This is a genomic window from Halorubrum sp. SS7 (assembly GCF_005435055.1).
GTDB classification, from domain to species: Archaea; Halobacteriota; Halobacteria; order Halobacteriales; family Haloferacaceae; genus Halorubrum; species Halorubrum salinarum.
This window is the reverse complement of the sequence record NZ_SGXV01000013.1, coordinates 35,156-58,674: the sequence shown is the minus strand read 5'-3', so window position 1 is coordinate 58,674 and position 23,519 is coordinate 35,156. Positions and strand designations below refer to the sequence as shown.

The window sequence follows — 23,519 nt, the reverse complement described above, 5'->3', positions numbered from 1 at the left end:
AGAACGCGCCGCACGCCGCCGGAACGTTGAACCGTCGCGCGACGGGGCGTCCGCACATGGCGTCGCCACGCGAGGCGATCCGGGAGCGCGGCTGGACGGTCGAACACGTTCCCCACGAGGAGATCGCGAAGTACAACGCCTGCTACCGCGTCGTTCTCGACGGCAAGCTCATCTATCCGCCCGCGGCCGACGACCTCGGAATTCCGCGAAACGAGATCTGGATCTCCGAGAAGTGGGCGAAGTACGATCGGTTCATCCTCTACCACGAACTCAGGGAGATCGAACACCGCGCCGCGGGCCACGACAAGACGACGGCCCACGAGCTCGCGGAACGCGACGAGCGCTCGCTGTGGCGAGACAACCCCCGCTGGCGGGTGATGAACGCCGAGTGGGACGAGGGGCGGGCACACCTCCCGTTCCCGGGCGAGTAGGGGGCCTCAGGCGCGGGTTTCCCACAGTAACAGTGCGATCCCGGAGAGCGACACCGACACCCCGAACAGGATCACGCCGAGGTATCCGACCGCGACGGAGCCGATATCAGCTATCTGCGAGTGGTACCTGTTGGTCACGTGTGCGTAAAGCACGAGCGTACCGACCGCGCTGATCAGCAGACCGACCGCGTTCACCGCCAGTCCGAGCCGCTTCATGACACGCCCGAGTCGTTTCGGTTCCCCGTTAAAACGGGTGATGTCCGGCGACGACGGCGATCACCCGCCTTCGGAACGCCCTTGCGTCAGGCCGAGAAACGTTCGGGCGACATGAACCACCGCGAACTCGGCGATGTCGGCGCGGTCAGCGAGGTCGGCTACGGCGCCTGGCAGATCGGCGGCGACTGGGGCGAGGTCACGGAGGCGGAGGCGGTCGCGGCCGTCGAGGCCGCCCGCGACGCCGGGATCGACTTCTTCGACACCGCCGACGTGTACGGCGACGGCCGGTCGGAGCGGATCGTCGGCGAGACGCTCGCGGACGACATCGCCGCGGGCGACGTGACGGTCGCGACGAAGGCCGGCCGCCGGCTCGACCCCCACGAGGCAGACGGCTACGCGGAGGCGAACCTCCGGCGGTTCGTCGACCGCTCCCGGGAGAACCTCGGGATGGACACGCTGGACCTCGTCCAGCTTCACTGCCCGCCGACGGACGTGTACTACCGGCCCGAGACGTTCGACGCGCTCGACACGCTCGAATCGGAGGGACGGATCGCGAGCTACGGCGTCAGCGTCGAGCGCGTCGAGGAGGGACTGAAGGCGATCGAGTACCCGGGCGTCGAGACCGTCCAGATCATCTTCAACCCCTTCCGGCAGCGGCCGGCCGAGCTGTTCCTAGAGGAGGCCGCCGCGCGCGACGTGGGCGTCATCTGCCGGGTGCCGCTCGCGTCCGGGCTGCTCACGGGCGCGCTCTCGCGCGACGCGGAGTTCCCCGAGGACGACCACCGGAACTTCAACCGCGAGGGCGAGGCGTTCGACGTGGGCGAGACGTTCGCGGGCGTCCCCTTCGAGGCGGGCCTCGACGCGGTCGACGCGATCGACGAGCGCCTACCGGACGACCGCCCGCTGCCCGAGTTCGCGCTGCGCTGGATCCTCGACCACGACGCCGTCTCGACGGTGATCCCGGGGTCGACGACGCCCGAGCACGTCCGGGCGAACGCGGCCGCGAGCGAGGCGCCCCCGCTCTCCGACGCCGAGCGCGACGCCGCGAGCGAGGTGTACGACGAGCACGTCCGCGAGCACGTCCACCAGCGCTGGTGAGGGCGGAAGAGCGCCGGCGAGCGCGACGCGGAGCGGCGTGAGGACGCGGCGAGGCGCGTCCCGCCGCCTCACTCGTCGAGCGCCGCCGCCAGCTTCTCGATCGGGTGTGGCGGCGTCTCGGCGCCCTCGCGGTCGCCGAGCTGCGACCGGCAGGAGGCGCCGGGCGCCGTCACCGCGTCGCCGTCGCTGTCGGCGACCTGCCCGAAGAGGATGCGGCCGATCGCCTGCGAGAGGTCGTAGTGTTCACTCTCGTAGCCGAACGAGCCGGCCATGCCGCAACACGAGGAGTCGAGCGGGTCGACGCCGTAGCCGGCGCGCCGGAGGACGCCGACGGCGTGGTGGTCCGTGTTCGCCGCCTTCTGGTTACAGTGGCCGTGGTAGGTGAGCGTCTCCGCCGGCGCGTCGAACGAGAGCCGCTCGTCGACCCGGCGCGCGTCGAGGTACTCGCAGACGCCGGCCGCGGCCGCGGACACCGCCTCGACGTCCGCGCCGTCGAGCAGGTCCAGGTACTCGTCCTGGAACATCACCGCGTCCGAGGGCTCGACGAAGAGGACCGACTGGCCCTCGCGGACGCGCGGCGCGAGCGCGGCGACGTTCTCCGCGGCGCGCTCTCGGGCGGTATCGAGGAACCCCGTCGAGAAGGCGGCGCGGCCGGAGGGCGCGAGGCCCTCCGGGACCTCGACGCGGACGTCCGCGGCCTCCAGCACGCGCACCGCCGCCTTCCCGGCCGCCGGGTAGCTGTAGTCGGTGTAGGTGTCGGGGAACAGCGCGACCGTGTCGACCGCGTCGTCCGGGTCGACCGCCGGGCCGCCGCGGGCCGCGAACCACGCCTCGAAGCTCTCGGACCGGAAGGTCGGCAGCGCGCGCTCGGGCGCGATCCCGACGAGCGCGTCCATCGCCCTGCGGGCGCCGGGGACCTTCGCCGCCGCGTTCGACAGCGGCGCGAGCCGGCTCCCGAGCGCCGAGAGCCGGTCGATGTCGCGGAACAGCCGCTCGCGCAGCCCCGCGCCCTCCCGCTCGTGGTGCTCGTGTTTCACCTCCGCCTTCAGCTTCGCGAGGTCGACCCCGGTCGGGCAGTCGCTCTGACAGCCCTTACAGCCGACACAGAGGTCTAACACCTCCGCCTGGAACCGGTCGGAGTGGATCTCCTCGTCGTCGAGCTCGCCGCTTATCGCGGCCCGGAGCATGTTCGCCCGCCCGCGGGTCGTCTGGATCTCCTCGCCGGAGGCGCGGTAGGTCGGACACATCGTCCCGGAGTCGGTCTCGCGGCAGGTGCCGCAGCCGTTACACAGCTCGACGAGCTCCGAGAAGCCGCCCTCGTCGGAGAAGTCGAGGTTCGTCTGCGGCTCGACCGATCGGTACGTCGGCCCGTACCGGAGGTTCTCGCGCATGTCGGTGTCGGCGGCGGCCTCGGGGTAGCCGCGCTCGGCCGCGGTCTCGCCGTCGACGTAGACGACCTTCCCGGGGTTCATCCGCCACTCGGGGTCGAACGCGGACTTCAGCTCCTGGAACGCCGCCCAGAGGTCCTCGCCGTACATCTTCGGGTTGAACTCGGTGCGCGCGAGCCCGTCGCCGTGCTCGCCGGAGAAGGCGCCGTGGTGCTCCAAGACGAGGTCGGTGACGTCGTCGGCGATGGCGTGTATCGTCTCGACGCCCTCGGACTCCTTCAGCGAGAGGATCGGGCGGATGTGGAGCGTCCCGACGCCGGCGTGCGCGAAGTACGCGGCCGAGGTGCCGTGGTCGTCGAGGACCTCCTCGAAGGCGGCGACGTAGTCGGCGAGCTCCGCGGGCGGCACCGAGGCGTCCTCGATGAAGGGGTACGGCTTCGCGTCGCCGTCCATGCTCATCAGGAGCGGTATCGCGGCCTTCCGGAGGTTCCAGAGGTCCGCCTGCGCGCCCTCGTCGTACGCCTCGATGACGTCGAAGGCGTCGCGGTCGCCGTCGCCGCGGAACCGGTCGTTCGCGGCGGCGACCGCCGCCTCGAAGTCGTCGACCAGCTCCGAGTCCCACTCCAGCATGAGCGCGGCCGCGGCCCGGTCAGGGATCGGCTCCGCGTACTCGGCGTACTCGGGCGACCCCGCGGCCAGCTCCACGACCGCGTCGTCCATCAGCTCGACCGCGCTCACCGGGAGCGCCAGCGCCTCGGGGACCGCGCGCATGGCGGCGTCGAGCGAGTCGAACGAGTACAGCGCCAGCGCGGTCGCCTCGGGGCGCGTGACGAGCGAGAGGGTGGCCTCGACGACGACGCCCAAGGTCCCCTCGGCGCCGACGAACAGCTTCGAGAGGTTGATCACCTCCTCGCCGTCGTCGTTCTCGTAGATCACCTTGTGGAGGTTGTACCCCGAGACCGACCGCTTGAGCGTCGGGTATCGCTCGGCTATCTCGTCGGCGTTGTCCTCGACGAGCGCGCGGACCGTCTCGTACAGCGCGGCCTCGCGCTCGCCGGCCGCCTCGCCCGCGACGATGGCCTCGTACTCGGGCGAGTCGAGGACGACCTCTCGGGTGTGGACGAGCGAGCCGTCCGCCAGCACCACGCGCAGCTCCTCGGTGTAGGCGTCGGTGATCCCGTACCGCACGGAGTGGGCGCCGGTGGAGTTGTTGCCGATGCCGCCGCCGACGGTGGCGCGCGCCGAGGAGGCGGGGTCGGGCGCGAACTTCAGGCCGTCCGCGGCGAGGCGGTCGTCGAGGTCGTCCTGGACGACGCCGGGCTGGACCGTGGCGCGGCGCGCGTCGGGGTCGACCGACAGGATCGCGTCCATGTTACGCGAGCAGTCGAGCACGACGCAGCCCGGCCCGACGGTCTGTCCCGCGAGCGACGACCCCGCGCCGCGCGGTAGCACGGGGACGCCGTGGTCGGCCGCGACCCGCGTCGCGGCCCGCACGTCGTCGACGCCGCGGGGGTAGACGACGCCCGCCGGCCGGGCCTGGTAGACGCTCCCGTCGGTCGCGTACAGCACCTGCGCGTACTCGTCGAACTCGACGCCGCCCGCGACCGCGTCGCGTAAGTCGGCCGCGAGCGACCGGTACGCCTCGACGTCCGGCCTGTCGTGCCCGAGCGCGGCGGCCGAGACGCCCGACCGGTCCGCACCGGCGGACCCCGCGGCCACGCCGCCGTCGGACGCGGCCCGACGCGGTCGCTCGCCGTCGGCCTCGTCGCGCGATCCCCCCGGGCCGCCGTCGCCGGCGAGTCCTCCTCCGTCCATGGGGTAGGTGGACGGGATGAGCGTGATAAATCTATCGTGAACGATAATTATATTCATTTAGGCCGGCGGCGAAGCGGGCCGCTTTTTCCGCGGCACCGCGACCGACCGACGGAGACGACCGTGGCGCACGAACGCGACGAGGACGCGAGCGGCTCGGAGGCCGACGGCCGGGAGAGGCACGAGCGCGCCGGAGGCGGAGGCGGCGCGCGGTCCGACGACGGAGGCGACGCGATCCCGGACGACGAGCGGGAGGCGCTGGAGACGATCGCGCACGGCGCGGTGCTCACCTCCGGCGGCGTCGCCGGCCAGCGGGCGCTGATCGCGGCGACGGAGTTCGCGCTGACCCGCGGGCTCGGCCCGACCGCCTACGGCGTGTACGCGTTGGCGTGGCGGATCGCCCAGCTGTGCTCGCGGCTCGTGACGTTCGGGGGCGTCCCCGCCATCCAGCGCTACCTCCCCGAGTACGCGGACGAGCCGGACCGGCAGGGCGCGGTCGCCGGCCTCGCGTACGCCACGACGGTCGCGTTCGGGGTCGCGATCGCGGCCGGCGTCTGGGTCGCGGCGCCGGCGATAAACGCGCGCACCGTCACCGAACCGGCGTTCGCGGGAACCATGCGCGCGTTCGGCGGCCTCGTCGGGCTCCTCGGCGTCGTGATGGTCGCGTCCGCACTCCTCCGCGCGGTCGGGTCGGCCCGCGGCGAGGTCCTGTTCAACAAGCTGCTGCGGCCGGGGGTGAGGCTCGTCGGCGCCCTGGGGGCGCTCGCGCTCGGCTACTCAGTCGTCGGCGTCGCCGGAGCGATCGTCGCCGCGACCGGCCTGCTCGCCGCGGCCGCGGTCCCGCTCTCCGCGTCCGTCACCGGCGTCCGCCCGACGCTCCGAGGCGCCCGCGCTGAGGCGCGCCGCTTCTACGACCACGCGGCGCCGGTCGCGATGAGCAGCCTCGGAAAGGTGTTCCAGAACCGCGTCGACGTGCTGCTCGTCGGCGCGCTGCTGACGGCGACCGCGGCCGGCGTGTACAACGTCGTCCTCGTGGTGATCGCGGTAGCGTGGATCCCCCTCCTGTCGTTCAACCAGCTCCTCCCGCCGGTCGCCTCAGAGCTGTACGCGGACGACCGGACGGCGACGCTCAACGCGGTGTACGGCTCCGTCACGCGACAGATCGTCACCGCCGTCGTCCCGATCCTCGCCGTGCTGGCGGTGTACGGCCGCGAGATCCTGTCCCTGTTCGGCGCGGCGTACGCCGACGGCTACCTCCCGCTCGTCGTCTACCTCGGCGGCGTCTTCGTCGGGAGCGCGGTCGGCGCGACCGGCTGGCTCCTGATGATGACCGACCACCAGTACGCGCGGATGGCGCTCGACTGGCTGCTCGCGGTCCTCAACGTCGGGCTGACCTACGCGTTCGTCGTCCGCTACGGGCTCGTCGGCGCCGCGCTCGGCACGTCGCTCGCCATCGCGGTTCAAAACGGGATCCAGGTGCTCCTCCTCCGCCGCTTCGAGGGGCTGTGGCCGTTCGACCGCACGTTCCTCACCCCGCTGGCGGCGGGCGCCGTCGCCGTCGCCGCGATGTACGCGGTCCGAGGGCTGCTGGCGGGCGCCCCGGCGGTCGTCGCGGGGAGCGCGGTCGGGCTCGTCGCGTACGCGGCGTCGCTCCGGCTCATCGGCGTGGACCCGCGCGACCGCTTCGTCGCGCGGCGGCTGGCGCGGCGGTACCGGACCGCGCTCGCCGACCGGTTCGACCGCTGATCCCGCCGGGCGCGGATCGCGACGATTTATGGGCGGACCGCGACGTACTGACGGTATGCAAACGTTCGACCGCGGGTCGGCGGGGTCGGCCCGCGTCGCGATCGTCGGCGGGATCCACGGCGACGAGCCCGCCGGCGTGCGGATCGTAGAGCGGCTCGCAGCGGAGCTCGCGCCCCTCGACCCGTCCGACGGCGAGGGGGAGTCCGCGGGGCTCGTCCGGCTGATACTCGCCAACGAGCCGGCGATCGAGGCCGGAACGCGCTACACGGACGCGGACCTGAACCGGGCGTTCCCGGGCGACGCCGACAGCGACGAGTACGAGCGGGCGCTGGCGCCGCGGCTCGCCGCCGAACTGGAGGGGTTCGACGCCGTGCTCGCGCTCCACACGTCGCACAGCGCGCCGCCGCCGTTCGCCATCTTCAGCGACCTCACGGAGTCGGTCCGCCGCACCGTCACCGGCCTCCCCGTCGACCACGTCGTCGACGCGAGCGGGCTGCGGTCGACGACGCTCGACTCCACCATCCCGCACACCGTCTCGATCGAGGTGGGCCGACAGGGCAGCGAGGAGGCCGTCGAGTTCGGCCACGAGGCGTGCCGCGCGTTCCTGCGGGTCCACGGCGCGCTCGCCGACGAGCCGCCGGCGTTCTCGGAGACGACCGTGGTCGCGGGCAGCGAGGAGGTGCCGAAGGGCGGCGGGACGCCGCACGTCCACTTCCGGAACTTCGAGCCGATCCCGGAGGGCGCGGTGTTCGCCGAGGACGACGTGTACACCCACCGCGTCGAGGAGCCGGGCGTGGTCCCGATCCTCGCGAGCGAGGACGGGTACGACGACATCTTCGGCATCTACGGCCGCGTCACGGGCACGTTGAAGCCGCCGGACGAGGGCGACCTGCGGGTGTACCCGCGCGAGGAGGGCGAGGAAGGGGACGACTGAGAGAGCGGGGCGGACCGATCGCTCGAACGGGCTACGTCCGGGCCGGGACCGTCACTTCGCGGTGGGCGTGATGTCGCCGACGGCGTCCATCACCTGGACCGCCGCGCTGGCGGCGAGCCCGCGGGCGACCTCGTCGGTGTCGGACTCGGCGATGCCGGCGTCCAAGTCCTCCGGGTCCGGCGTGAAGCCGGCCGAGACGGGGTGGCCGGCCGGGGGGTTCACCGCGACGGTCGCCTGCGGGCCGTCCGCGCCGACGGACAGCTCGGAGCCGACCGCGTAGCTGTCGGGGAGATACGACTCCGTGCGCGATACGATTCCGGCGACCGCGCGCCGGAGCTGTTTTTCCTGGTCCGGAGAGAGGTCGACGGCCGCGGGCGAGCCCGCGTCCGTCACACCCGGTGCCCCGGCGTACGGGTTGTTGCCGTTCATTCGAAGACACGACTCGTACGCGGAGCCGAGTCAAAAAGGCGTCGGCGGCGGCGACCGGGGCTCCGGCGCGGTCCGGCCTCTCTCCGCGCGGCCCGTTACAGGATCGGCTCCGACTCCCCGTAGGCGGCGATCACGACCGCGGTCGCGTACCGGTCCGGCTCGGCCGCGACCGTCTCGACGCGCGTCTCGCGGTCCGGCAGGTCCCAGTCGCGGAGGCCCGCCCCGCTGTCGAGGCCCGCCTCGATCCGCTCGCGCACGTCGTCGGGGTCCTCCCCGGTCACCTCGTAGAAGAGGCCGGGTCCCGGGCCCGTCGCCCAGCCGAGCCCCGCGACCGCGTCGGGGTGTCGCCTCGGGGCGCGCTTCGACTCGGCGCCCTCGGCGCCGGCGCGGCCGCCCTCCCGGAAGTCGACCTCGTCGCCCGGCCCGACCGTCCGGCGCGCCTCGACGACGGTGAGCCGGTTGCCCGCGGGGCCGAGGTCGGGCGCCTCCGCGACCGCCTCGACCGTCGCCTCGGCGGGGACGACCGAGGAGACCGCCACGAGGTTGTAGTTGTGGAGGTTCGCGTCCGCGAGCGCGGCGTCGTAGGAGGCCATCGCCGTGTCGGCGATCCCGACGCCGCCGGCGACGTGGATGGTGTTCATTACGGGCGAGTCGGCGGCGGGCGCGCTAAGGGGTTACGAACTGACCGCTCCGAAACGCGCACGGCGGGGACGGGGACCGGGGGTTCAGTACTGGTAGTTGATGACCCGCTCGTCTTCCGTGTCCGCGTCCTGAAGCTTGTCGCGGGCCTGCTCGAAGTCCTCCTGGGTCACCTCGGTGCGGCCGTCGCGGATGGCGAACATGCCGGCCTCGGTCGCCAGCGACGCGATGTCGGCGCCGCTGTACCCGTCGAGGTCGCGGGCGACGACGCCGAGGTCGACGCCGTCGGCGACGTTCATGTCGTCGGTGTGGATCTCCAGGATACGCTCGCGGCCCTCGGCGCCGGGCTCGGGCACCTCGATGAGGCGGTCGAAGCGGCCGGGGCGGAGGATGGCCTCGTCGAGCATGTCGAAGCGGTTGGTCGCGGCCATGATCCGGACCTCGCCGCGGTCGTCGAAGCCGTCCATCTCGCTGAGCAGCTGCATCATCGTGCGCTGGACCTCGGCGTCGCCCGAGGTCTTCGAGTCCGTCCGCTTGGCGGCGACGGCGTCGATCTCGTCGATGAAGATGACGGCGGGCTCGCGCTCGGCGGCGAGCTCGAACAGGTCGCGGACGAGCCGCGCGCCCTCCCCGATGAACTTCCGGACGAGTTCGGAGCCGGCCATCTTGATGAACGTCGCGTCGGACTCGTTGGCGACAGCCTTCGCGAGCATCGTCTTCCCCGTGCCCGGCGGGCCGTGGAGCAGGACCCCGCTCGGCGGCTCGACGCCGACCGTCTCGAACTGCTCGGGGTTTTCGAGGGGGTCCTCGACGGCCTCGCGCACCTCCCGGATCTGGTCGTCGATGCCGCCGATGTCGGCGTAGGTGACGTCCGGGGACTCGGTGACCTCCATCGCCTGCGCCCGGGAGTCGGTCTCGTCGTCGAGCACCTGCTGGACGGCGAAGGAGTCGTTGATCGCGACGCGGTCGCCGGGGCGGAGGTCCTCTTCGAGCCGCGAGGCGGCCTGCGTGAGCACCTCCTGGTTGTTGCCGTGCTGCTTGATGACGACGCCCTCGTCGGTGATCTCCTCGACGGACGCGATGTACAGCGAGGTGGTCTTCAGCACCTCGTTTTCGCGTTTCAGCTGCTCGACGTCGTCTTTCAGCTCGCCGCGGCGCCCCTCGGCGTCCGCGAGCCGCGTTTCCAGTTCCTCGTTCACCTGAACGATCCGCCGGTAGTGCTGGCGGATCGCCTCCAACCGCTCCGCGTCGCTCATCTCGGGGTCGAGCTCCAACCGCGGGCGGTCGGGCAGTGAGGGGCTGTGAGACATTCGTTGTGCCCGACTAAGATGCGGGCGTAAATGTGCCTTTGGGTCACGGAGAGACCGTTGGATCCGCGGGAGAGACGCCCCCGGCGGCGCGACGAGCCCCGGCCGGTCGGGCCCTCTCGACGACCGATATCGGTTTTGATAACCGAGGGTCAACGTTTTAACGCGAAGGGGGGCAAGGTGGCCGTATGGACGCACGAACGGCGGGCGGACGCGCCGGTCCGAGGGTCGCGGACCGCGAGACCGGGAGGGCCCGCCCATGAGCGGCACCCCGGACGCGACCGTCCTCGCGGTCGACGACGAGCCGGACCTCGCAGAGCTGTACCGGGTGTACCTCGACACGGAGTACGACGTTCGCATCGCGACCGGGGGCGAGGAGGCGGTCGACATGATGGACGAGACGGTCGACGTGGTCCTCCTCGACCGCCGGATGCCCGACATGTCGGGCCACGAGGTGCTGAACGCGATCCGCGGCGACGGGTACGACGCCCGGGTGGCGATGCTGACCGCGGTCGAGCCAGACGTCGACATCGTCGAGATGCCGTTCGACGACTACAAGACGAAGCCGGTCACGAAGGAGGACCTCCTCACGCTCGTCGAGGTGCTCCTCCACCGCGCCGCGTTCGACGAGCGGAGCCAGGAGTTCTTCGCGCTCGCCTCGAAGAAAGCGGCGCTGGAGGCCGCCGGCACGACGAACTCCGAGGAGTACGAGGAGCTCATCGAGCAGATGGAGTCCGTGCGCGTCGAGGTCGACGACACGCTCGACCACCTCTCGGCGCGGGACGCGTTCGTCGAGGTCCCGGGCGAAGTACCGTAGCGGGGCGGGGACCGCCCCCGGACCGTCACTCGATCGTCAGCTCGCCGTCCGCCGCTTCCTCGCCGCCGTCCTCGTCCCACTCCAGTTCGAACTCGACGCTCAGCTCGCCCGGCCCGTCGGCCGGCCCCTCGCGCTCCGCCTTCACCTCGAAGGTGGGCCGCGCGGGCGGTTCCAGCGTCGTCGACTCGTCGCCGCGCGTGAGGGTGATCGCGTTCCCGGCGTCGAGCGAGTCCGCGACCGTCCGCAGGTACGCGGCGATCTCCTCCCGGCTCCGACGGCTTTCCGACTTGAACAGGACTTCTTCGGGCATGCGAGGCCGTACGCGCCCACGAGTGATAAACACCGACGCGGTGCGGGCGGCGGGTCGCACCGGGACGCCCCCGATCGTTTTGTGCTCCCCGAGCGAACTCACGTCCCGTGTCCGTCCCCGACTCGCTCCGCACGGTCGTCGCCGTCGCCGTCTACTGGACGGCGATCGCGCTCGGCGGGAGCGTCCTCCTCCCGGACCCGACGAGTCCGCTGGCCGCGGTCCCGATCCTCGGCGGCGGCGCCGTCGTCGCCCACGCGGCGCGCACCGGCCGCCTCGTCGAGCTCGGGTACGCGGTGGGAACGATGTGGCTCGCCGTGCTCGCGCTGTCGGTCGGCACCGGCGTCGTCGACGTCTTCGTCCTGCCGGCGGGCGAGATCGCGCCGCTCGCCGGCTATCCGGGCGTCGCGGCGATCGGCACGGTCGGGCTGTTCGCCGTCCTCCTCGTCGCGTACGCGGCGTTCGCCGGCCGGACCGCCGACGGCGCGGCCGAAACGTCGTGACCGCTGGGCCGTCGGGATTAAAAGTCGTCTTCGAAGACGAACGTCCCGTTCCGCTGGACGACCTCGCCGTCGACCTCGATGACGGAGTCCTCGCTCATGTCGACGATCATGTCGACGTGCTCGGCGGACTCGTTGACCGCGTTCTCCTCGCCGACGGTCTCCGGGTACGCGGAGCCGACCGCCATGTGGACGGTGTCGCCCATCTTCTCGTCGAACAGCATGTTGTAGGTGAACCGGTCGATCTGTCGGTTCATCCCGATCCCGAGTTCCCCGAGGCGCCGGGAGCCCTCGTCGGTGTCGAGGATGCCGGAGAGCAGGTCCTCGTTGCGCTCGGCGGAGTGGGAGACGACCTCGCCGTCCTCGAACCGGAGCCGGACGCCGTCGATCTCGCGTCCGTAGCGGTAGAGTGGCAGGTCGAAGTGGACCTCGCCGTCGACGCCGTCGCGCGTCGGCGCCGTGAACACCTCGCCGCCGGGGAGGTTCGCCTCGCCGTAGTCGTTGAGCGTGGAGTTGCCCGACACGTCGAGCGTGAGGTCGGTCTCGTCGCCGGACTTGATGCGCACCTCGTCGGCCGCGTCGAGGATCTCGACCATCTCCGCCTGGAACTCGCGCTGTTCGTCCCAGTCGAGCGAGACGGCGTCCCACACGAAATTCTCGTACGCCTCGGTGCTCATCCCGGCGAGCTGGGCGTGGCTCGCGGTCGGGTACTGCGTGAGACACCACGTCTTCGAGAGCCGCGTGCGCTTGACCTCCTCCATCGCGCGGTTGTACGCGGCGTTCGTCTCGGGGTCCACGTCGGCGTCCTCGGTGGCGTTCGCGCCGCCGCGCGCGATGACGAAGGCGTCGGCCTCCTCGTAGAGCGCGCGCCGGTGGCTCGGCTCCGTGAACTCGTCGGACGAGCGCTTGAACGCGCGCTGGGCGCGCTTCGAGTAGTTGAGGTAGACGGGGTTCGCCCCGCGGTCGCCGCAGACCTCGTGGAGCGCGACCGCGAGGTCCTCGGCCTCCTTCGGCATCTGGATGACCACGTCGTCGCCCGACTCGATGCCGGTCGAGTGGTCGGCGATGATCTCGGCGTGTTCGCGTACGCGTGCGTCCATGACAGCCGGTTTCGCGGCCGGGGAATTACCGCTTTTCCTTCCGGCGGACCGGGTGGGGGAGCGGCCGCCCCCGCCGCGGAGCCCCCGGCCGCAACGCGTTTGCCCCGCGACCGCGTACTCCCGAGTATGTCTCGGCTCGCGTTCCGCGCGGCCGCGGCGGCCGTCGGCGTCGCCCTCCTCGCCGGCTACCTGACCGCGGCGCTGTTCGTCGCCGACCTGCTGCGCGCGGCCTGGGCGGCCCGGCCGGACCTCCCGGTCCTCGTCGCGCTGCTGGTCGCGGGCGCGCTCGGGTCGGCGTACCTCAGCTACCGGCTCGGGACCGCGCAGATCCTCGCGAACCTGGAGGGCGACCGCGTCCCGCGGAGGCGGGCGCCGGAGCTCCACCGCCGGATCGACGCGCTCGCGGCGCGGATGGACCTGCCGCGGCCGGCGCTGTACGTCACCGACGCCCGCGCGCCCAACGCGTTCGCGGTCGGCGGCGGGAGCGGCGGCGGCGCGCTGGTGATCGACCGGTCGCTGTTCGGGCTGCTCTCGCCGCGCGAGGTCGAGGCGATCCTCGCGCACGAACTGGCGCACCTAGAGGGCAACGACGGGTTCGCGATCGCGATGGCGGACGGCGTCGGCCGCTCGCTGGTCGGGGTCGCCACCCTGGTCGCGCTGCCCGCGCTGCTCGCGCTGTCGGGGCTCGCGGCCGCCTCGGCGTGGATCCGCGGGCGACCCGGCGACCGCTCGGGACCGTTCGCGCGCCTTCACCGGGGGCTCGCGGGCGCCCTGTTCGCGGGGTTCGTCCTCGCGACGCTCGTCGTCCGGTCGCGGTCGCGCAGGCGGGAGTTCGCGGCCGACGACCGCGCGGCCGAGGTGACGGGCGACCCCGCGGCGCTCGCGCGGGCGCTCCGTCGGATCGAGCGCGCGACCGACCCGGAGTGGCCCCTCGCGCCGTTCTCGTCGCAGAAACGGACCGACGAGGCCGCAGAGCGCTGGCTCTCGACGCACCCCTCGACCGACGAGCGGGTCGAGCGCCTGCGGGAGCGGGCCGAGTCGCAGGGGCCGACGCGGCGGATCCCGGCGGGGCCGTCGCGGGCGACCGTCGGACAGGGCCGGTCGTGGCGGTGAGGGCTTACAGCCCGTACTGTTCGCGCGTCACGTCGTCGAGGCCCGACTCCGCCAGCACGTCTGCTGGCACGAGCATGTCGAGCTGGACGACCCCCGGGAGCCGACCGATCTGGACGCCGCCGGTGAAGGTACACCGGGCGCGGACCTCGCCCTCGCTCATGCCGAGCAGCGTCCCGGCGCGGTCGAAGGCGTTCTGCGTGGCGTCGTTGACGGTCGCGCCGGAGCCGATCACCTGGATCGGGGCGGCGTCGGTGTCCACGTCGACGCCGTGTTCCGCGCCGAGGTCGTCCCCCGCGGCGACCTCCTCGTCGCTGTAGGGCTTGCTGATGAACGGGAGGTCCTCCTCGTTCGGGAGCAGGACGGGGCCGTCGAGGTCCACGTCCTCGATCACCTCCACGTCCATCGTGACCGTCCCGCTCACGTCGGTGGTGTGGAGGGAGAGCTCGCCGTCGCCCTGGTTCGCGTGGAGGTCGCCGACGTAGACCCCGCCGCCGTCGACGGCGACCGGACAGATCAGCGTCGCGCCCGCGCGGACCTCGGGCACGTCCATGTGGCCGTCGGTGCGCAGGTCCAGGTCCGCCTCGGTCTCGACGCCGTAGTCGTGGTCGGCGCCGATGAGGTTCTGCCCGAAGTCGCCCGCGTTGTGCGAGTCGGGCATCGTCACCGGCGGCGTCGTCCCGATGTTGCCGATGAACGGGCGGAGCCGGCCGAGCGTGCCCGGCATCTCGTCGGGCTCGTACAGCAGGATCGGGTGCTGACGGGCGTTCTCGGGGATGTCCATCACGCGCTCGGCGTCGGTCGCGAGGGCGTGGGCGCCGTCTTTATCGAGCGTGATCCCGACCGCGTTCTCGTGGTCGAAGGCGACGGTGTAGCCGTACTCGAAGCCGAACGAGGAGGCGTTGGCCCCGCACTCCGCACAGCGGATCGCGTCCTCGCCGGTGCCCTCGACGACGGAGTCGGGCCACGTCGTCCCGCACTCCGGGCAGCGGTGGTCGACGAACGGGTCGTCGCCGAACGCCTCGTCGCGCTCCGCCATCGACCCCGTGCTGGTGGCCATGCTCGTCACCTCCACGTCGCGGATGTGGATCGCGACGGCGTCGCCGACCTCGGCGCCCTCGACGCGGATCGGGCGGGTCACCTCGTGGCCGCCGCGGAACGAGGGCGTCACCATCGGCCCCCAACAGCCCGGCGGCGTGTACGTCGTCACCGTCCCGCCGTCCGCGACCGTCCCGGCCCACTCCTGGTCGGGCCCGACGAGCCCGAGCGTGTACTGGTCGACGTACAGCTCCTCTTTGACCTCTGTTTGCGCCATACCGTGTAGTGGTACGGCATGGCACATGATAATCGTAGGGGAGGCGGCACTCAGACCGGGAACCGCGAGGGCCGCCAAGCCCGAGGACCACGAGGCGCGCTCGCTCGACGGGCCGTCCGGGGCGAGAGCCAACCGCCCGGCTCGCGGTCCGCCCGGCTCGCGGTCCGCGAATTTCGGCCCTCGGTCCGCGACCCCGCAGAGGGGTCACCGACCCACGATCCGGAGTTCGCCGGCGAGACCGTACGTACCGTTCGAAGATCGAGATTCTGAACGGGCTCAGAGAGCATACGACTAGCCAAACCGAACTATTGAAGACAAAATCTTTTCACGACACAGTTCTGTGAGCGAATACACGACGGAGACTCAGAATGCCAGCAATGGAAACCGCCGAGTTCGATACCGAACTCAGTCTCTTCAAATACGACAATCTCGAACAGCTTCCGTCTGAATACTGCGACCTCGACGAGAGCGAGCGAACGCGACGGATCGAGGGGGCGCTGGACGCGCTCGGCGACGACGTGGTGATCCTCGGTCACAACTACCAGCGACGGGAGATCGTCGAGCACGCCGACTTCGTCGGCGACTCCTACCAGCTGAGCAAGGAAGCCGCCGCGGCCGACGCGGAGTACGTCGTCTTCGGCGGGGTCACGTTCATGGCCGAGTCCGCCGACATCATCACCGACGACGACCAGACGGTCGTGCTCCCGAGCATGGAGGCGTCGTGCCCGATGGCGGGGATGGCGGAGGCGCTCCAGGTCGACGCGGCGTGGGCGGAGCTGACGGCCGCGACCGACGCGGACGTCGTGCCGGTCACCTACATGAACAGCTACGCCGACCTCAAGGCGTTCTGCGCCGAGCACGGCGGGCTGGTGTGTACCTCCTCGAACGCCGACCGCGCCTTCGAGTACGCGCTCGACGAGGGCGACAAGGTACTGTTCCTCCCCGACAAGCACCTCGGGGAGAACACCGCTCACCGGCTCGGGCTCGAAGACGAGATCGCCGAGTGGGACCCCTGGGACGCCGCGTCCGCCGACGCGGCGGCGGTCGTCGACAACGACGTGATCCTCTGGGACGGCTACTGCCAGGTCCACGAGCGGTTCAGCCCGTCGCACGTCGAACGGGTCCGGGCGGACCACGAGGACGCGCGGGTGGTCGTCCACCCCGAGTGCCGCCGGGAGGTCGTCGAGGCGGCGGACGTGGTCGGCTCCACCGCGACGATCCGCGAGACCGTCGCTGAGGCCGACCCCGGCGAGACGTGGGCCATCGGGACCGAGGTCCACCTGACCCGCCACCTCCAGCGGTGGCACCCGGAGGTGAACGTCGTCCCGCTGTGCGGCGAGGCGTGCATGGACTGTAACGCGATGCGCCAGATCGACCCGAACTACCTCGCGTGGGTGCTCGAAGAGCTGGCCGCCGGGCGCGAGCGCAACGTCGTCGAGGTCGCGCCCGAGGAGAAGGACCTCGCGCGCGTCGCCCTCGACCGCATGCTGGAGGTGTGAGATGACGGACCACGAGACCGCGGACGTGCTCGTCGTCGGCTCGGGGATCGCCGGACTGACGGCGGCGCTCGCCGCCGCGCGCGAGGGACGCGAGGTGACGGTGGCGACGAAGGCCACGCGCCCGGCGGACGCCGCGTCGTGGTGGGCACAGGGCGGGATCGCCGTCGCGCGCGGCCGGCCGGAGCGGTTCAAGCGCGACGTGCTGGCGGCCTCGGACGGGACGGCCGACCCGGACGCTGTCGACGTGCTCGTCGAGAACGCCGACGACGCCGTCCGGGACGTGCTCGTCGACGCGCTCGGCGTCGAGTTCGACCGCGAGGCGGGCGGCGACGCGTTCGACTACGGCCGCGAGGCGGCCCACGGCGAGGACCGGATCCTCCACGTCGGCGCGGCGACGGGCGAGCACGTCCACGTCCCCCTCTTGAACCACCTCGACGAGCGCGACGGCGTCGAGGTCGTCGACGACGCCGCGGCGCTCGAACTGATCGCGCGCGAGGGGCGCGTCCACGGGGCCGTCGTGGCGTCGGACGACGGTCGATTTCCGGTGTACGCGGGCGCGACCGTACTCGCGACGGGCGGGATCGGTGACCTGTTCCCGCGGTCGACGAACCCGCGCGGCGCCACCGGCGACGGGGTCGCGATGGCCGCGCTCGCGGGCGCCGACGTGACCGACATGGAGTTCGTCCAGTTCCACCCGACGGCGTACGACGCGGGCCCGGACGAGGAGGGGTTCCTCGTCAGCGAGGCGGTCCGGGGCGAGGGCGCGCTGCTGCGTAACGGCGACGGCGAGCGGTTCATGCCCGCCTACCACGACGACGCCGAGCTCGCGCCGCGCGACGTGGTCTCGCGGGCCGTGGCCGCCGAGCGCGAGGCCACGGGCGAGGTCCGCCTCGACGTGGGGCCGCTCGACTTCGTGGGCGCGTTCCCCGGCCTCGCCGAGAAGTGCGCCGACCGCGGCGTCGACCCCGCCGAGGGGATCCCCGTCGCGCCCGCCGAGCACTTCCTCTGTGGCGGCGTCGCCGTCGACGACCGCGGGCGTGCGAGCCTCGACCGGCTCTACGCGGTCGGCGAGTGCGCGCGGACCGGCGTCCACGGGGCGAACCGCCTCGCGTCCACGAGCCTCCTCGAAGGGCTCGTCTGGGGGCTCCGCGCCGGCGCCGACGCCGCCGTGTCCGGCGGGACGCCCGCGAACCCGGAGCGCGTCGCGCCCCCGGAGCTGTTGGACCGCGACCCGGATCTCCCGCCGGCGTTCGCCCGCGAGAAGTTCCGACGGCTCCGCCGGGTGCTGGGCGAGCACGTCGGGATCGAGCGCGACCCGGCCGAACTCCGCCGGGCGCTCGGCGTGCTCCGGCGCCTGAAGGGGGAGGTCGACGCGTACGTCCGGACTCGGACCTCGCGGTCGCTCTACGAGCTTCGGAACGCGACCGTGACGGCGCTGCTCGTGACTCGACAGGCGCTCGCGAACGGCGAGAGCGTGGGGACGCACTACGTCGCGGACGACGCCGAGCCCGCCGAACCCGGGCCGGCGGCGGACGACTGATGCTCACCGACGCCGACGTGGAGCGCTGGCTCCGCGAGGACGTGGGCCACCACGACGTGACGAACGACGTGCCGGGCGAGACGAGCGGCCGGCTCGTCGCGAAAGAGCCCGGCGTCGCGGCCGGCGTCGACGCCGCGAGCGCCGTGTTCGACTACCTCGACGCGACTGTGACCGAGCGCGTCGCGGACGGGACCGCCGTCGACCCGGGCGACGCGCTGCTGCGGGTCGCGGGCCCGGCGAGGGCGGTCCTCCGCGGCGAGCGCGTCGCCGTGAACGTCGCGGCCCACGCTTCGGGAGTGGCGACGCGGACCGACGCCGCGGTTGAGGCCGCCCGCGAGGTCGATCCGGACGTCCGGGTCGCCGCCACGCGCAAGACGACGCCCGGGCTCCGGGGAGTAGAGAAGCGCGCGGTCGCGGCCGCCGGCGGCGACACCCATCGGCTCGACCTCTCGCACATGGTCATGGTCAAGGACAACCACGTCGCGGAGCTGGGGCTGACGGAGGCGATCGAGCGCTTCCGCGAGCGCGCCTCCTTCGCGACGAACGTCGAGGTCGAGGTCGAGGGGCCCGACGCAGCCGCACGCGCCGCCGCGGCCGGCGCCGACGTGGTCCTGCTCGACAACATGACGCCCGCGGAAACGGCGGCCGCGGTCGAGCGCGTGGCCGCCGCGGACGGCGACGCGCTGACCGAGGCGTCGGGCGGTATCACGGTGGAGGCCGTCCCGGACTACGCCGGGACCGGCGTCGACGTGATCTCGATGGGCGGGCTCACGCACTCCGCGCCGGCGCTCGACCTGTCGTTCCGGACGGGAGGCGACGGGTAGCGCGCCGGTGTCGGGGCGGGCGCCGGCGGCGGGGTCGGCTCCGTCCGCGAGCGTTGGCGTCGCGGAGTGATCTGGTGGTTTTTATAAATCCCACACCCACGGTCAGGGTATGCAGACCCACGTCGTGCCCGTCGGGTTCGACTACGACCGGATGATCGCCCCCCTCCTCGCTCCCGACGACGGTGCCTCCCTCCCCGTACCCCTCCTCGGGATCGAATCGGTACGTACACCGGCCCGCCATAGAGATATTGACAAGTCATCGTACTTATAGGAACTTTAATTTTGGTGCTCGCCTGTACCGCTGGGGGACGGCGATTCGTCGGAGGCGCCCTCTCGGTCGAGTCGGCGCGTTGGTCCGCAACCTCTCGTTTCGGATCGGAGACGCGCTAACGGGACGGTACCGTAGTCGATGACGGACTCGGCACCGGGTTGAACTATTCGGACCGTTCCACGGGGAACTCCATCAGGACACGCGTGCCACCCGACTCGCGCTCCGTAATCGAAAGCGAGGCGTCGGAGACCTCCATGGCCCAGTGGATCACCTGTAACCCGAGTCCCTGGCCGTGCATGAGTTGTGATTCGGTCTTGCTGCCCAGCGATTTGACTTCGATCGGTGGGATCCCCGGGCCGTCGTCTTCGACGATCAAGCGGACACAGTCGTCGAGGTTCTCGGTTCGGACGGTGACCGCTGTGTCGTCATCGGTGTGCGTCAGGGCGTTGTCGACGGCTTCTTCGAGTGCCCAGTGGGCGAACGGGGGGGAAGCGACTATCGCGTCGTCGTCCAGCGCCAGCGTGAGACGCTCGGACTCTCGGTACTGGTTCTTGGACAGCGCTCGTTCGGTAAGCGATTGGATCGACGTTTCGACGGCCTCCTCAGACGTTTCCCAGATGCGGCGAAGCCGACGCACGTTCTTCGATATCCTTTCGAGTCGGGACGCGTGTTCGCGTAAGGTGTCGGCGTACTCCTGGGTAGGACCATGGGCGGTCCCCGCGATGAGGTCCGTGTACCCGAGCATGATGTTGGCCTCCGTCCGAATGTTGTGCCGCGCGACGCGGTAGAGGATCCTCATACGTCGCGAGTTCCGCCGTAATTGGTCCTTTTGTAGCCTCTCGACCACCCTTTGGCGTCGTAGCTTCGCGTAGCCATCGCCGATCGGAATGCCGACGGCCAGTCCGGCCAGCCCGCCCACAGCGACGATGAAGCTCCAGTCAAGTGCCGCTCCTGCCCCGAGCGTGTGCGCCGTCGAGATGAGGACCGCGATACCGAACCCATACGCGCCGAACGCGGTGCCGACGCGGATAGTCGTCCCGAACCGGTCGGCGGTCTCACTCCAGCGGTTCGCGGCCCAGCCGGTTCCGAGGACGGCCACACTGAGGATGACGATGACACCGGCCTTGAGACCGGGAGATCCGGGTTCGTTCGTCGACCGGAACACGTGTTCTACACCGAGAATCGCGAGGGGGATCGTGATCGCACAGAGGCCGCCAACGTATAGGTACCGAGCGTTAAACCGGGTTGTTGTTTTACTAACCGATCTTAACGGGGCAGCCATGCGAGGAGTACTCCAACCTAACAATTATACGAGATACTCGAATATAAACATTATTTAAAATTTTATATCCGTTGTGCCTCTCACGGATCGGCGTTCAGACACGGACTCGTCGGTTAGGGTTCGGGTCGAACACGCACGTGCTAAAGCGATCTGGTGGTTTTTATAAATCCCACACCCACGGTCAGGGTATGCAGACCCACGTCGTGCCCGTCGGGTTCGACTACGACCGGATGATCGCCCCCCTCATCCGGGACCAGTTCGACGTCGACCGCGTGATCCTCTTGGAGGGCGCCGTCGGCAGCGAGGCCAACGTCGAGTACTCCCGGAACATCGCGCGCAAGCTCGAACAGGACTTTCAGAACCTCCTCGGGGCCGAGACGGTCCGGGAACGCTTGGACGACGTGTACGACTACGACGCCGCCTTCGAGCGCGCCTTCGACCTGATCAACGCCGAACTGGACCGCGACGAGGGCGTCGACGACGCCGACGACCGCGAGGTGTGGGTGAACCTCTGTTCGATGCCTCGGCCCGTCTCGTTCGCGTTCGCGACCGCCGCGCACTCGATCATGGTCGAGCGGCAGGCGGACCGCGACCGCATCCACACCTACTACACGGCCCCCGAGAAGTACCTGGAGACCGAACTGGCGGAGGAGCTGCGCGCGACGCGGGACCTCTTGGAGGACCTCGACGGCGCGAGCGACGAGGCCATCGCCGGGGCGGGCGTCGACCCCGACCGCGTCGCCGACCGCCTGGCGAGCACCACGGACCTGCTCGCCGAGTTCGACGAGCGCGGCACCACCATCGGCGCGAAGCGCATCGGCGACCGCCACGTGATCGAGCTGCCGGTCGCCTCCTTCCAGAACGTCAAGCCGTTCGAGGAGCTGGTGCTGTTCACGCTCGGCGAGCACGGCGAGTTCGAGTCGGTGTCGGAGCTGGCGGAGACGCTCGCGGCCGAGCTCAACGAGGAGTACACGGAGTCGTTCCGCTCGAAGGTCATCTACAACGTCGACCGGCTCGGCCCCGGCGGGAAGGGGTACATCGAGCGCGAGGAGCACGGGAAGTCCTACCGGACGAGCCTCTCGCGGATCGGGGAGCTGTGGGTCCGCGCGCACGCCGACGAGGACCGAGACTACCGGGACCCGGCGTGAACGCGCCCGGACGAGACGGTCGCTTATGGATCGATTATCGGTAGCTGTTCGGCGACGAAGGCCGTCGGAGCCCCAACCGATTCTCGACCCGTACCGCAACCGCAGCCTCGCGCCTCCCCAGCCTCGTCGCTGGCGGCCTCGCTCCGCTTCGGCCCCCAGCGACTCCCTCGCACGCGCTCCTCGCGGCCGCCCGCGGCGGCCGCTCGGAGGCGCGCGCCACCGCACTGAACTTCGGTGCCCGATTATCAGCTGTCGACTGTCTCGACCCGCCCGTTTATCAGGGTGGAACCGGGAGCGTTAGGGGATGAGTTCGGGGGGCAGTTCCGACGCGAGCGGGTCGAACGGTCGCGGGGGCGGCGACGGCGAGAGCGGCGCGAACGAGTTCGACTTCGCGGCGCCGGCGACCGATCAGTCGTTCGAGAACGCGCTCGCGAAGGCCCGCGACGGCGCCCGGCTGACGGTCGACGACGCGACCGAACTGCTCGCCACGGGCACGGACCGCGAGGGGATCGACCCCGTCCGCAAGGAGGCGGTACTGGAGGCGGCCGACCGGCGCAGGGCCGAGGAGGTCGGCGACGAGGTCACCTTCGTCGCCAACCTCAACAACAACGTCACCACGGCGTGTAACACGGGCTGTCTGTTCTGTAACTTCAAGGACACCGCGCACGCCTTCGAGGCCGACAGCGACGCCGAACACGCGGGGTTCACCAAGCCGCCCGCGGAGTCGCGCGCGGTCGTCGAGGACGCCCTCGACATGGGGGTCTACGAGGTGTGCTCCGTCTCGGGGCTCCACCCGGCGTTCGCGCTGAACGAGGAGCACCACGAGATACTCGCCGCGTACGACGACCCCGCGAGCGAGGTGAACTACAAGCCGCCCGAGGCGTACGCGACCGACCCGGGCACCTACGTCGAGCAGATGGCGGCGATGTCGGTCGGCGGCGTCCACCTCCACTCGATGACGCCGGAGGAGGCGTACCACGCCAAGCGCGGCACCGACTGGGCGTACGAGTCCGTCTACCGCGAGTTGGCCGACGCCGGCCTCGACTCCGCGCCGGGCACCGCCGCCGAGATCCTCGTCGACGAGGTCCGCGACGTGATCTGCCCGGGCAAGATCCGCACGGGCGACTGGGTGGCCGCGATGGAGGGCGCGGCCGCCGCCGGCCTCGATGTCACCTCCACGATGATGTACGGCCACGTCGAGACGGTCGCGCACCGCGCGCAGCACCTGAAGGTGATCCGCGACCTCCAGGACCGGACGGGCGCGATCACCGAGTTCGTCCCGCTCTCCTTCATCCACCGGAACACCCCGCTCTACCGGCGCGGCGTCGTCGACTCCGGGCCCTCGCGCGCCGAAGACGAACTGGTCGTTGCGGTCGCGCGGCTCTTCTTAGACAACGTCGACCACGTCCAGGCCTCGTGGGTGAAGTCGGGCGACGCCCACGGGCTGAAGCTGCTCAACTGCGGCGCCGACGACTTCATGGGCACCATCCTCTCGGAGGAGATCACCAGCCGCGCGGGCGGCGAGTACGGCGAGTACCGCTCGTTCGACGACTACGTCGAGATGATAACGGCGATCGGTCGGACGCCCGTCGAGCGCTCGACGGACTACCGCACCCGCCGCCGGATCGACCCCGACGACGGCCCGCACGGCCCGCGGCTCGGCCCCCGCGCGGACGGCACGCCGATGCTCCCGGACGGGCCGTCCGGCGGCGAGAGCGGCGCCGACGCGACCGGGACGCCGCCCGCCGACGCCGACGACTGAGCCCCCCGGAACGACGCCGCCCCGACTGGTTCTTCGCCGAACAT

General features: G+C 71.3%; 22 protein-coding genes. 13 read left to right on the top strand and 9 right to left on the bottom strand.

Features of this window, described 5'->3' with window-relative positions; genetic code table 11:
* Nucleotides 1-56: 56 nt before the first annotated feature.
* A complete protein-coding gene (locus EXE44_RS12375; protein ID WP_137717394.1) occupies nt 57-431 on the top strand; it encodes a hypothetical protein in 375 nt (124 codons plus the stop codon).
* Between the two features lie 6 nt (nt 432-437).
* Here EXE44_RS12375 and EXE44_RS12370 read toward each other — a convergent pair whose 3' ends face one another.
* Complete coding sequence (locus EXE44_RS12370) at nt 438-647, bottom strand: hypothetical protein (protein WP_137717393.1); 210 nt, start codon at nt 645-647, stop codon at nt 438-440.
* Nucleotides 648-758: 111 nt separating this feature from the next.
* On the opposite strand from EXE44_RS12370, the gene EXE44_RS12365 reads away from it, so the two are divergent.
* Nucleotides 759-1,745 (top strand): aldo/keto reductase, encoded by a 987-nt coding sequence (locus EXE44_RS12365; RefSeq protein WP_137717392.1) that lies wholly within the window; start codon nt 759-761, stop codon nt 1,743-1,745.
* 68 nt (nt 1,746-1,813) lie between these two features.
* Here EXE44_RS12365 and EXE44_RS12360 read toward each other — a convergent pair whose 3' ends face one another.
* Nucleotides 1,814-4,948: an FAD-binding and (Fe-S)-binding domain-containing protein gene (locus tag EXE44_RS12360; protein ID WP_137717391.1), complete on the bottom strand. Its 3,135-nt coding sequence runs from the start codon at nt 4,946-4,948 to the stop codon at nt 1,814-1,816.
* A 120-nt stretch (nt 4,949-5,068) separates the two neighbouring features.
* Between EXE44_RS12360 and EXE44_RS12355 the strand changes: the two genes are divergently transcribed.
* The gene (locus EXE44_RS12355) at nt 5,069-6,691 is read left to right on the top strand and encodes a lipopolysaccharide biosynthesis protein (RefSeq protein WP_137717390.1); all 1,623 of its coding nucleotides are present in this window, start codon (nt 5,069-5,071) and stop codon (nt 6,689-6,691) included.
* A gap of 55 nt (nt 6,692-6,746) precedes the next feature.
* Nucleotides 6,747-7,625: a succinylglutamate desuccinylase/aspartoacylase family protein gene (locus tag EXE44_RS12350; protein WP_137717389.1), complete on the top strand. Its 879-nt coding sequence runs from the start codon at nt 6,747-6,749 to the stop codon at nt 7,623-7,625.
* A 51-nt stretch (nt 7,626-7,676) separates the two neighbouring features.
* On the opposite strand, the gene EXE44_RS12345 is transcribed toward EXE44_RS12350, so the two are convergent.
* From EXE44_RS12345 to EXE44_RS12335, 3 genes are all read right to left on the bottom strand, one after another.
* Nucleotides 7,677-8,054: a DUF5811 family protein gene (locus EXE44_RS12345; protein ID WP_053770950.1), complete on the bottom strand. Its 378-nt coding sequence runs from the start codon at nt 8,052-8,054 to the stop codon at nt 7,677-7,679.
* A 95-nt stretch (nt 8,055-8,149) separates the two neighbouring features.
* Nucleotides 8,150-8,695, bottom strand: coding sequence for a pyruvoyl-dependent arginine decarboxylase (locus EXE44_RS12340; protein ID WP_137717388.1), 546 nt, complete (start codon nt 8,693-8,695; stop codon nt 8,150-8,152).
* A gap of 84 nt (nt 8,696-8,779) precedes the next feature.
* On the bottom strand, nt 8,780-10,003 hold the full coding sequence (locus EXE44_RS12335) for a proteasome-activating nucleotidase (RefSeq protein ID WP_137717387.1): 1,224 nt from the start codon (nt 10,001-10,003) through the stop codon (nt 8,780-8,782).
* A 256-nt stretch (nt 10,004-10,259) separates the two neighbouring features.
* Here EXE44_RS12335 and EXE44_RS12330 point away from each other — a divergent pair, with 256 nt between their 5' ends.
* A complete protein-coding gene (locus EXE44_RS12330) occupies nt 10,260-10,817 on the top strand; it encodes a response regulator (RefSeq protein WP_137717386.1) in 558 nt (185 codons plus the stop codon).
* A 25-nt stretch (nt 10,818-10,842) separates the two neighbouring features.
* Here the strand turns inward: EXE44_RS12330 and EXE44_RS12325 are convergent, their stop codons facing one another.
* Nucleotides 10,843-11,127 carry an amphi-Trp domain-containing protein gene (locus EXE44_RS12325; RefSeq protein WP_137717385.1) on the bottom strand — a complete coding sequence of 95 codons (285 nt, stop codon included), beginning with the start codon at nt 11,125-11,127 and terminating at the stop codon, nt 10,843-10,845.
* 107 nt (nt 11,128-11,234) lie between these two features.
* On the opposite strand from EXE44_RS12325, the gene EXE44_RS12320 reads away from it, so the two are divergent.
* Nucleotides 11,235-11,627 carry a hypothetical protein gene (locus EXE44_RS12320; protein ID WP_137717384.1) on the top strand — a complete coding sequence of 131 codons (393 nt, stop codon included), beginning with the start codon at nt 11,235-11,237 and terminating at the stop codon, nt 11,625-11,627.
* Between the two features lie 17 nt (nt 11,628-11,644).
* Here EXE44_RS12320 and EXE44_RS12315 read toward each other — a convergent pair whose 3' ends face one another.
* The gene (locus EXE44_RS12315; RefSeq protein ID WP_137717383.1) at nt 11,645-12,724 is read right to left on the bottom strand and encodes an aminopeptidase; all 1,080 of its coding nucleotides are present in this window, start codon (nt 12,722-12,724) and stop codon (nt 11,645-11,647) included.
* Between the two features lie 126 nt (nt 12,725-12,850).
* On the opposite strand from EXE44_RS12315, the gene EXE44_RS12310 reads away from it, so the two are divergent.
* A complete protein-coding gene (locus EXE44_RS12310) occupies nt 12,851-13,837 on the top strand; it encodes a M48 family metallopeptidase (protein WP_137717382.1) in 987 nt (328 codons plus the stop codon).
* Nucleotides 13,838-13,841: 4 nt separating this feature from the next.
* Here the strand turns inward: EXE44_RS12310 and EXE44_RS12305 are convergent, their stop codons facing one another.
* On the bottom strand, nt 13,842-15,149 hold the full coding sequence (locus tag EXE44_RS12305; RefSeq protein WP_137717381.1) for an acetamidase/formamidase family protein: 1,308 nt from the start codon (nt 15,147-15,149) through the stop codon (nt 13,842-13,844).
* A 368-nt stretch (nt 15,150-15,517) separates the two neighbouring features.
* On the opposite strand from EXE44_RS12305, the gene nadA reads away from it, so the two are divergent.
* The 4 genes from nadA (at nt 15,518) to EXE44_RS20250 (ending at nt 19,283) form a co-directional block, all read left to right on the top strand.
* Nucleotides 15,518-16,648: a quinolinate synthase NadA gene (gene nadA, locus EXE44_RS12300; RefSeq protein ID WP_137717380.1), complete on the top strand. Its 1,131-nt coding sequence runs from the start codon at nt 15,518-15,520 to the stop codon at nt 16,646-16,648.
* A 1-nt stretch (nt 16,649) separates the two neighbouring features.
* Nucleotides 16,650-18,188, top strand: a complete 1,539-nt coding sequence (locus tag EXE44_RS12295; protein ID WP_137717379.1) for an L-aspartate oxidase — start codon at nt 16,650-16,652, stop codon at nt 18,186-18,188.
* Complete coding sequence (nadC, locus tag EXE44_RS12290) at nt 18,188-19,012, top strand: carboxylating nicotinate-nucleotide diphosphorylase (RefSeq protein ID WP_137717378.1); 825 nt, start codon at nt 18,188-18,190, stop codon at nt 19,010-19,012. The genes EXE44_RS12295 and nadC overlap by 1 nt, the downstream gene beginning before the upstream one ends.
* A gap of 109 nt (nt 19,013-19,121) precedes the next feature.
* Nucleotides 19,122-19,283 carry a hypothetical protein gene (locus EXE44_RS20250; RefSeq protein WP_158293459.1) on the top strand — a complete coding sequence of 54 codons (162 nt, stop codon included), beginning with the start codon at nt 19,122-19,124 and terminating at the stop codon, nt 19,281-19,283.
* A gap of 163 nt (nt 19,284-19,446) precedes the next feature.
* Here EXE44_RS20250 and EXE44_RS12285 read toward each other — a convergent pair whose 3' ends face one another.
* Complete coding sequence (locus tag EXE44_RS12285; protein WP_137717377.1) at nt 19,447-20,565, bottom strand: HAMP domain-containing sensor histidine kinase; 1,119 nt, start codon at nt 20,563-20,565, stop codon at nt 19,447-19,449.
* Nucleotides 20,566-20,753: 188 nt separating this feature from the next.
* Here EXE44_RS12285 and EXE44_RS12280 point away from each other — a divergent pair, with 188 nt between their 5' ends.
* Both EXE44_RS12280 and cofH read left to right on the top strand, forming a co-directional pair.
* On the top strand, nt 20,754-21,713 hold the full coding sequence (locus EXE44_RS12280) for a DUF6293 family protein (RefSeq protein ID WP_137717376.1): 960 nt from the start codon (nt 20,754-20,756) through the stop codon (nt 21,711-21,713).
* A 304-nt stretch (nt 21,714-22,017) separates the two neighbouring features.
* Entirely contained in the window at nt 22,018-23,475 is a 1,458-nt protein-coding gene (gene cofH / locus EXE44_RS12275; RefSeq protein WP_137717375.1) for a 7,8-didemethyl-8-hydroxy-5-deazariboflavin synthase subunit CofH, read from the top strand.
* The last annotated feature ends 44 nt before the right edge of the window (nt 23,476-23,519 follow it).

Coding starts and splice junctions, on each gene's coding strand:
- EXE44_RS12375 (WP_137717394.1), top strand. CDS start 57: ATGGCGTCGCCACGCGAGGCGATCCGGGAGCGCGGCTGGACGGTCGAA.
- EXE44_RS12370 (WP_137717393.1), bottom strand. CDS start 647: ATGAAGCGGCTCGGACTGGCGGTGAACGCGGTCGGTCTGCTGATCAGC.
- EXE44_RS12365 (WP_137717392.1), top strand. CDS start 759: ATGAACCACCGCGAACTCGGCGATGTCGGCGCGGTCAGCGAGGTCGGC.
- EXE44_RS12360 (WP_137717391.1), bottom strand. CDS start 4,948: ATGGACGGAGGAGGACTCGCCGGCGACGGCGGCCCGGGGGGATCGCGC.
- EXE44_RS12350 (WP_137717389.1), top strand. CDS start 6,747: ATGCAAACGTTCGACCGCGGGTCGGCGGGGTCGGCCCGCGTCGCGATC.
- EXE44_RS12345 (WP_053770950.1), bottom strand. CDS start 8,054: ATGAACGGCAACAACCCGTACGCCGGGGCACCGGGTGTGACGGACGCG.
- EXE44_RS12340 (WP_137717388.1), bottom strand. CDS start 8,695: ATGAACACCATCCACGTCGCCGGCGGCGTCGGGATCGCCGACACGGCG.
- EXE44_RS12335 (WP_137717387.1), bottom strand. CDS start 10,003: ATGTCTCACAGCCCCTCACTGCCCGACCGCCCGCGGTTGGAGCTCGAC.
- EXE44_RS12330 (WP_137717386.1), top strand. CDS start 10,260: ATGAGCGGCACCCCGGACGCGACCGTCCTCGCGGTCGACGACGAGCCG.
- EXE44_RS12325 (WP_137717385.1), bottom strand. CDS start 11,127: ATGCCCGAAGAAGTCCTGTTCAAGTCGGAAAGCCGTCGGAGCCGGGAG.
- EXE44_RS12315 (WP_137717383.1), bottom strand. CDS start 12,724: ATGGACGCACGCGTACGCGAACACGCCGAGATCATCGCCGACCACTCG.
- EXE44_RS12310 (WP_137717382.1), top strand. CDS start 12,851: ATGTCTCGGCTCGCGTTCCGCGCGGCCGCGGCGGCCGTCGGCGTCGCC.
- EXE44_RS12305 (WP_137717381.1), bottom strand. CDS start 15,149: ATGGCGCAAACAGAGGTCAAAGAGGAGCTGTACGTCGACCAGTACACG.
- nadA (WP_137717380.1), top strand. CDS start 15,518: ATGCCAGCAATGGAAACCGCCGAGTTCGATACCGAACTCAGTCTCTTC.
- EXE44_RS12295 (WP_137717379.1), top strand. CDS start 16,650: ATGACGGACCACGAGACCGCGGACGTGCTCGTCGTCGGCTCGGGGATC.
- nadC (WP_137717378.1), top strand. CDS start 18,188: ATGCTCACCGACGCCGACGTGGAGCGCTGGCTCCGCGAGGACGTGGGC.
- EXE44_RS20250 (WP_158293459.1), top strand. CDS start 19,122: ATGCAGACCCACGTCGTGCCCGTCGGGTTCGACTACGACCGGATGATC.
- EXE44_RS12285 (WP_137717377.1), bottom strand. CDS start 20,565: ATGGCTGCCCCGTTAAGATCGGTTAGTAAAACAACAACCCGGTTTAAC.
- EXE44_RS12280 (WP_137717376.1), top strand. CDS start 20,754: ATGCAGACCCACGTCGTGCCCGTCGGGTTCGACTACGACCGGATGATC.
- cofH (WP_137717375.1), top strand. CDS start 22,018: ATGAGTTCGGGGGGCAGTTCCGACGCGAGCGGGTCGAACGGTCGCGGG.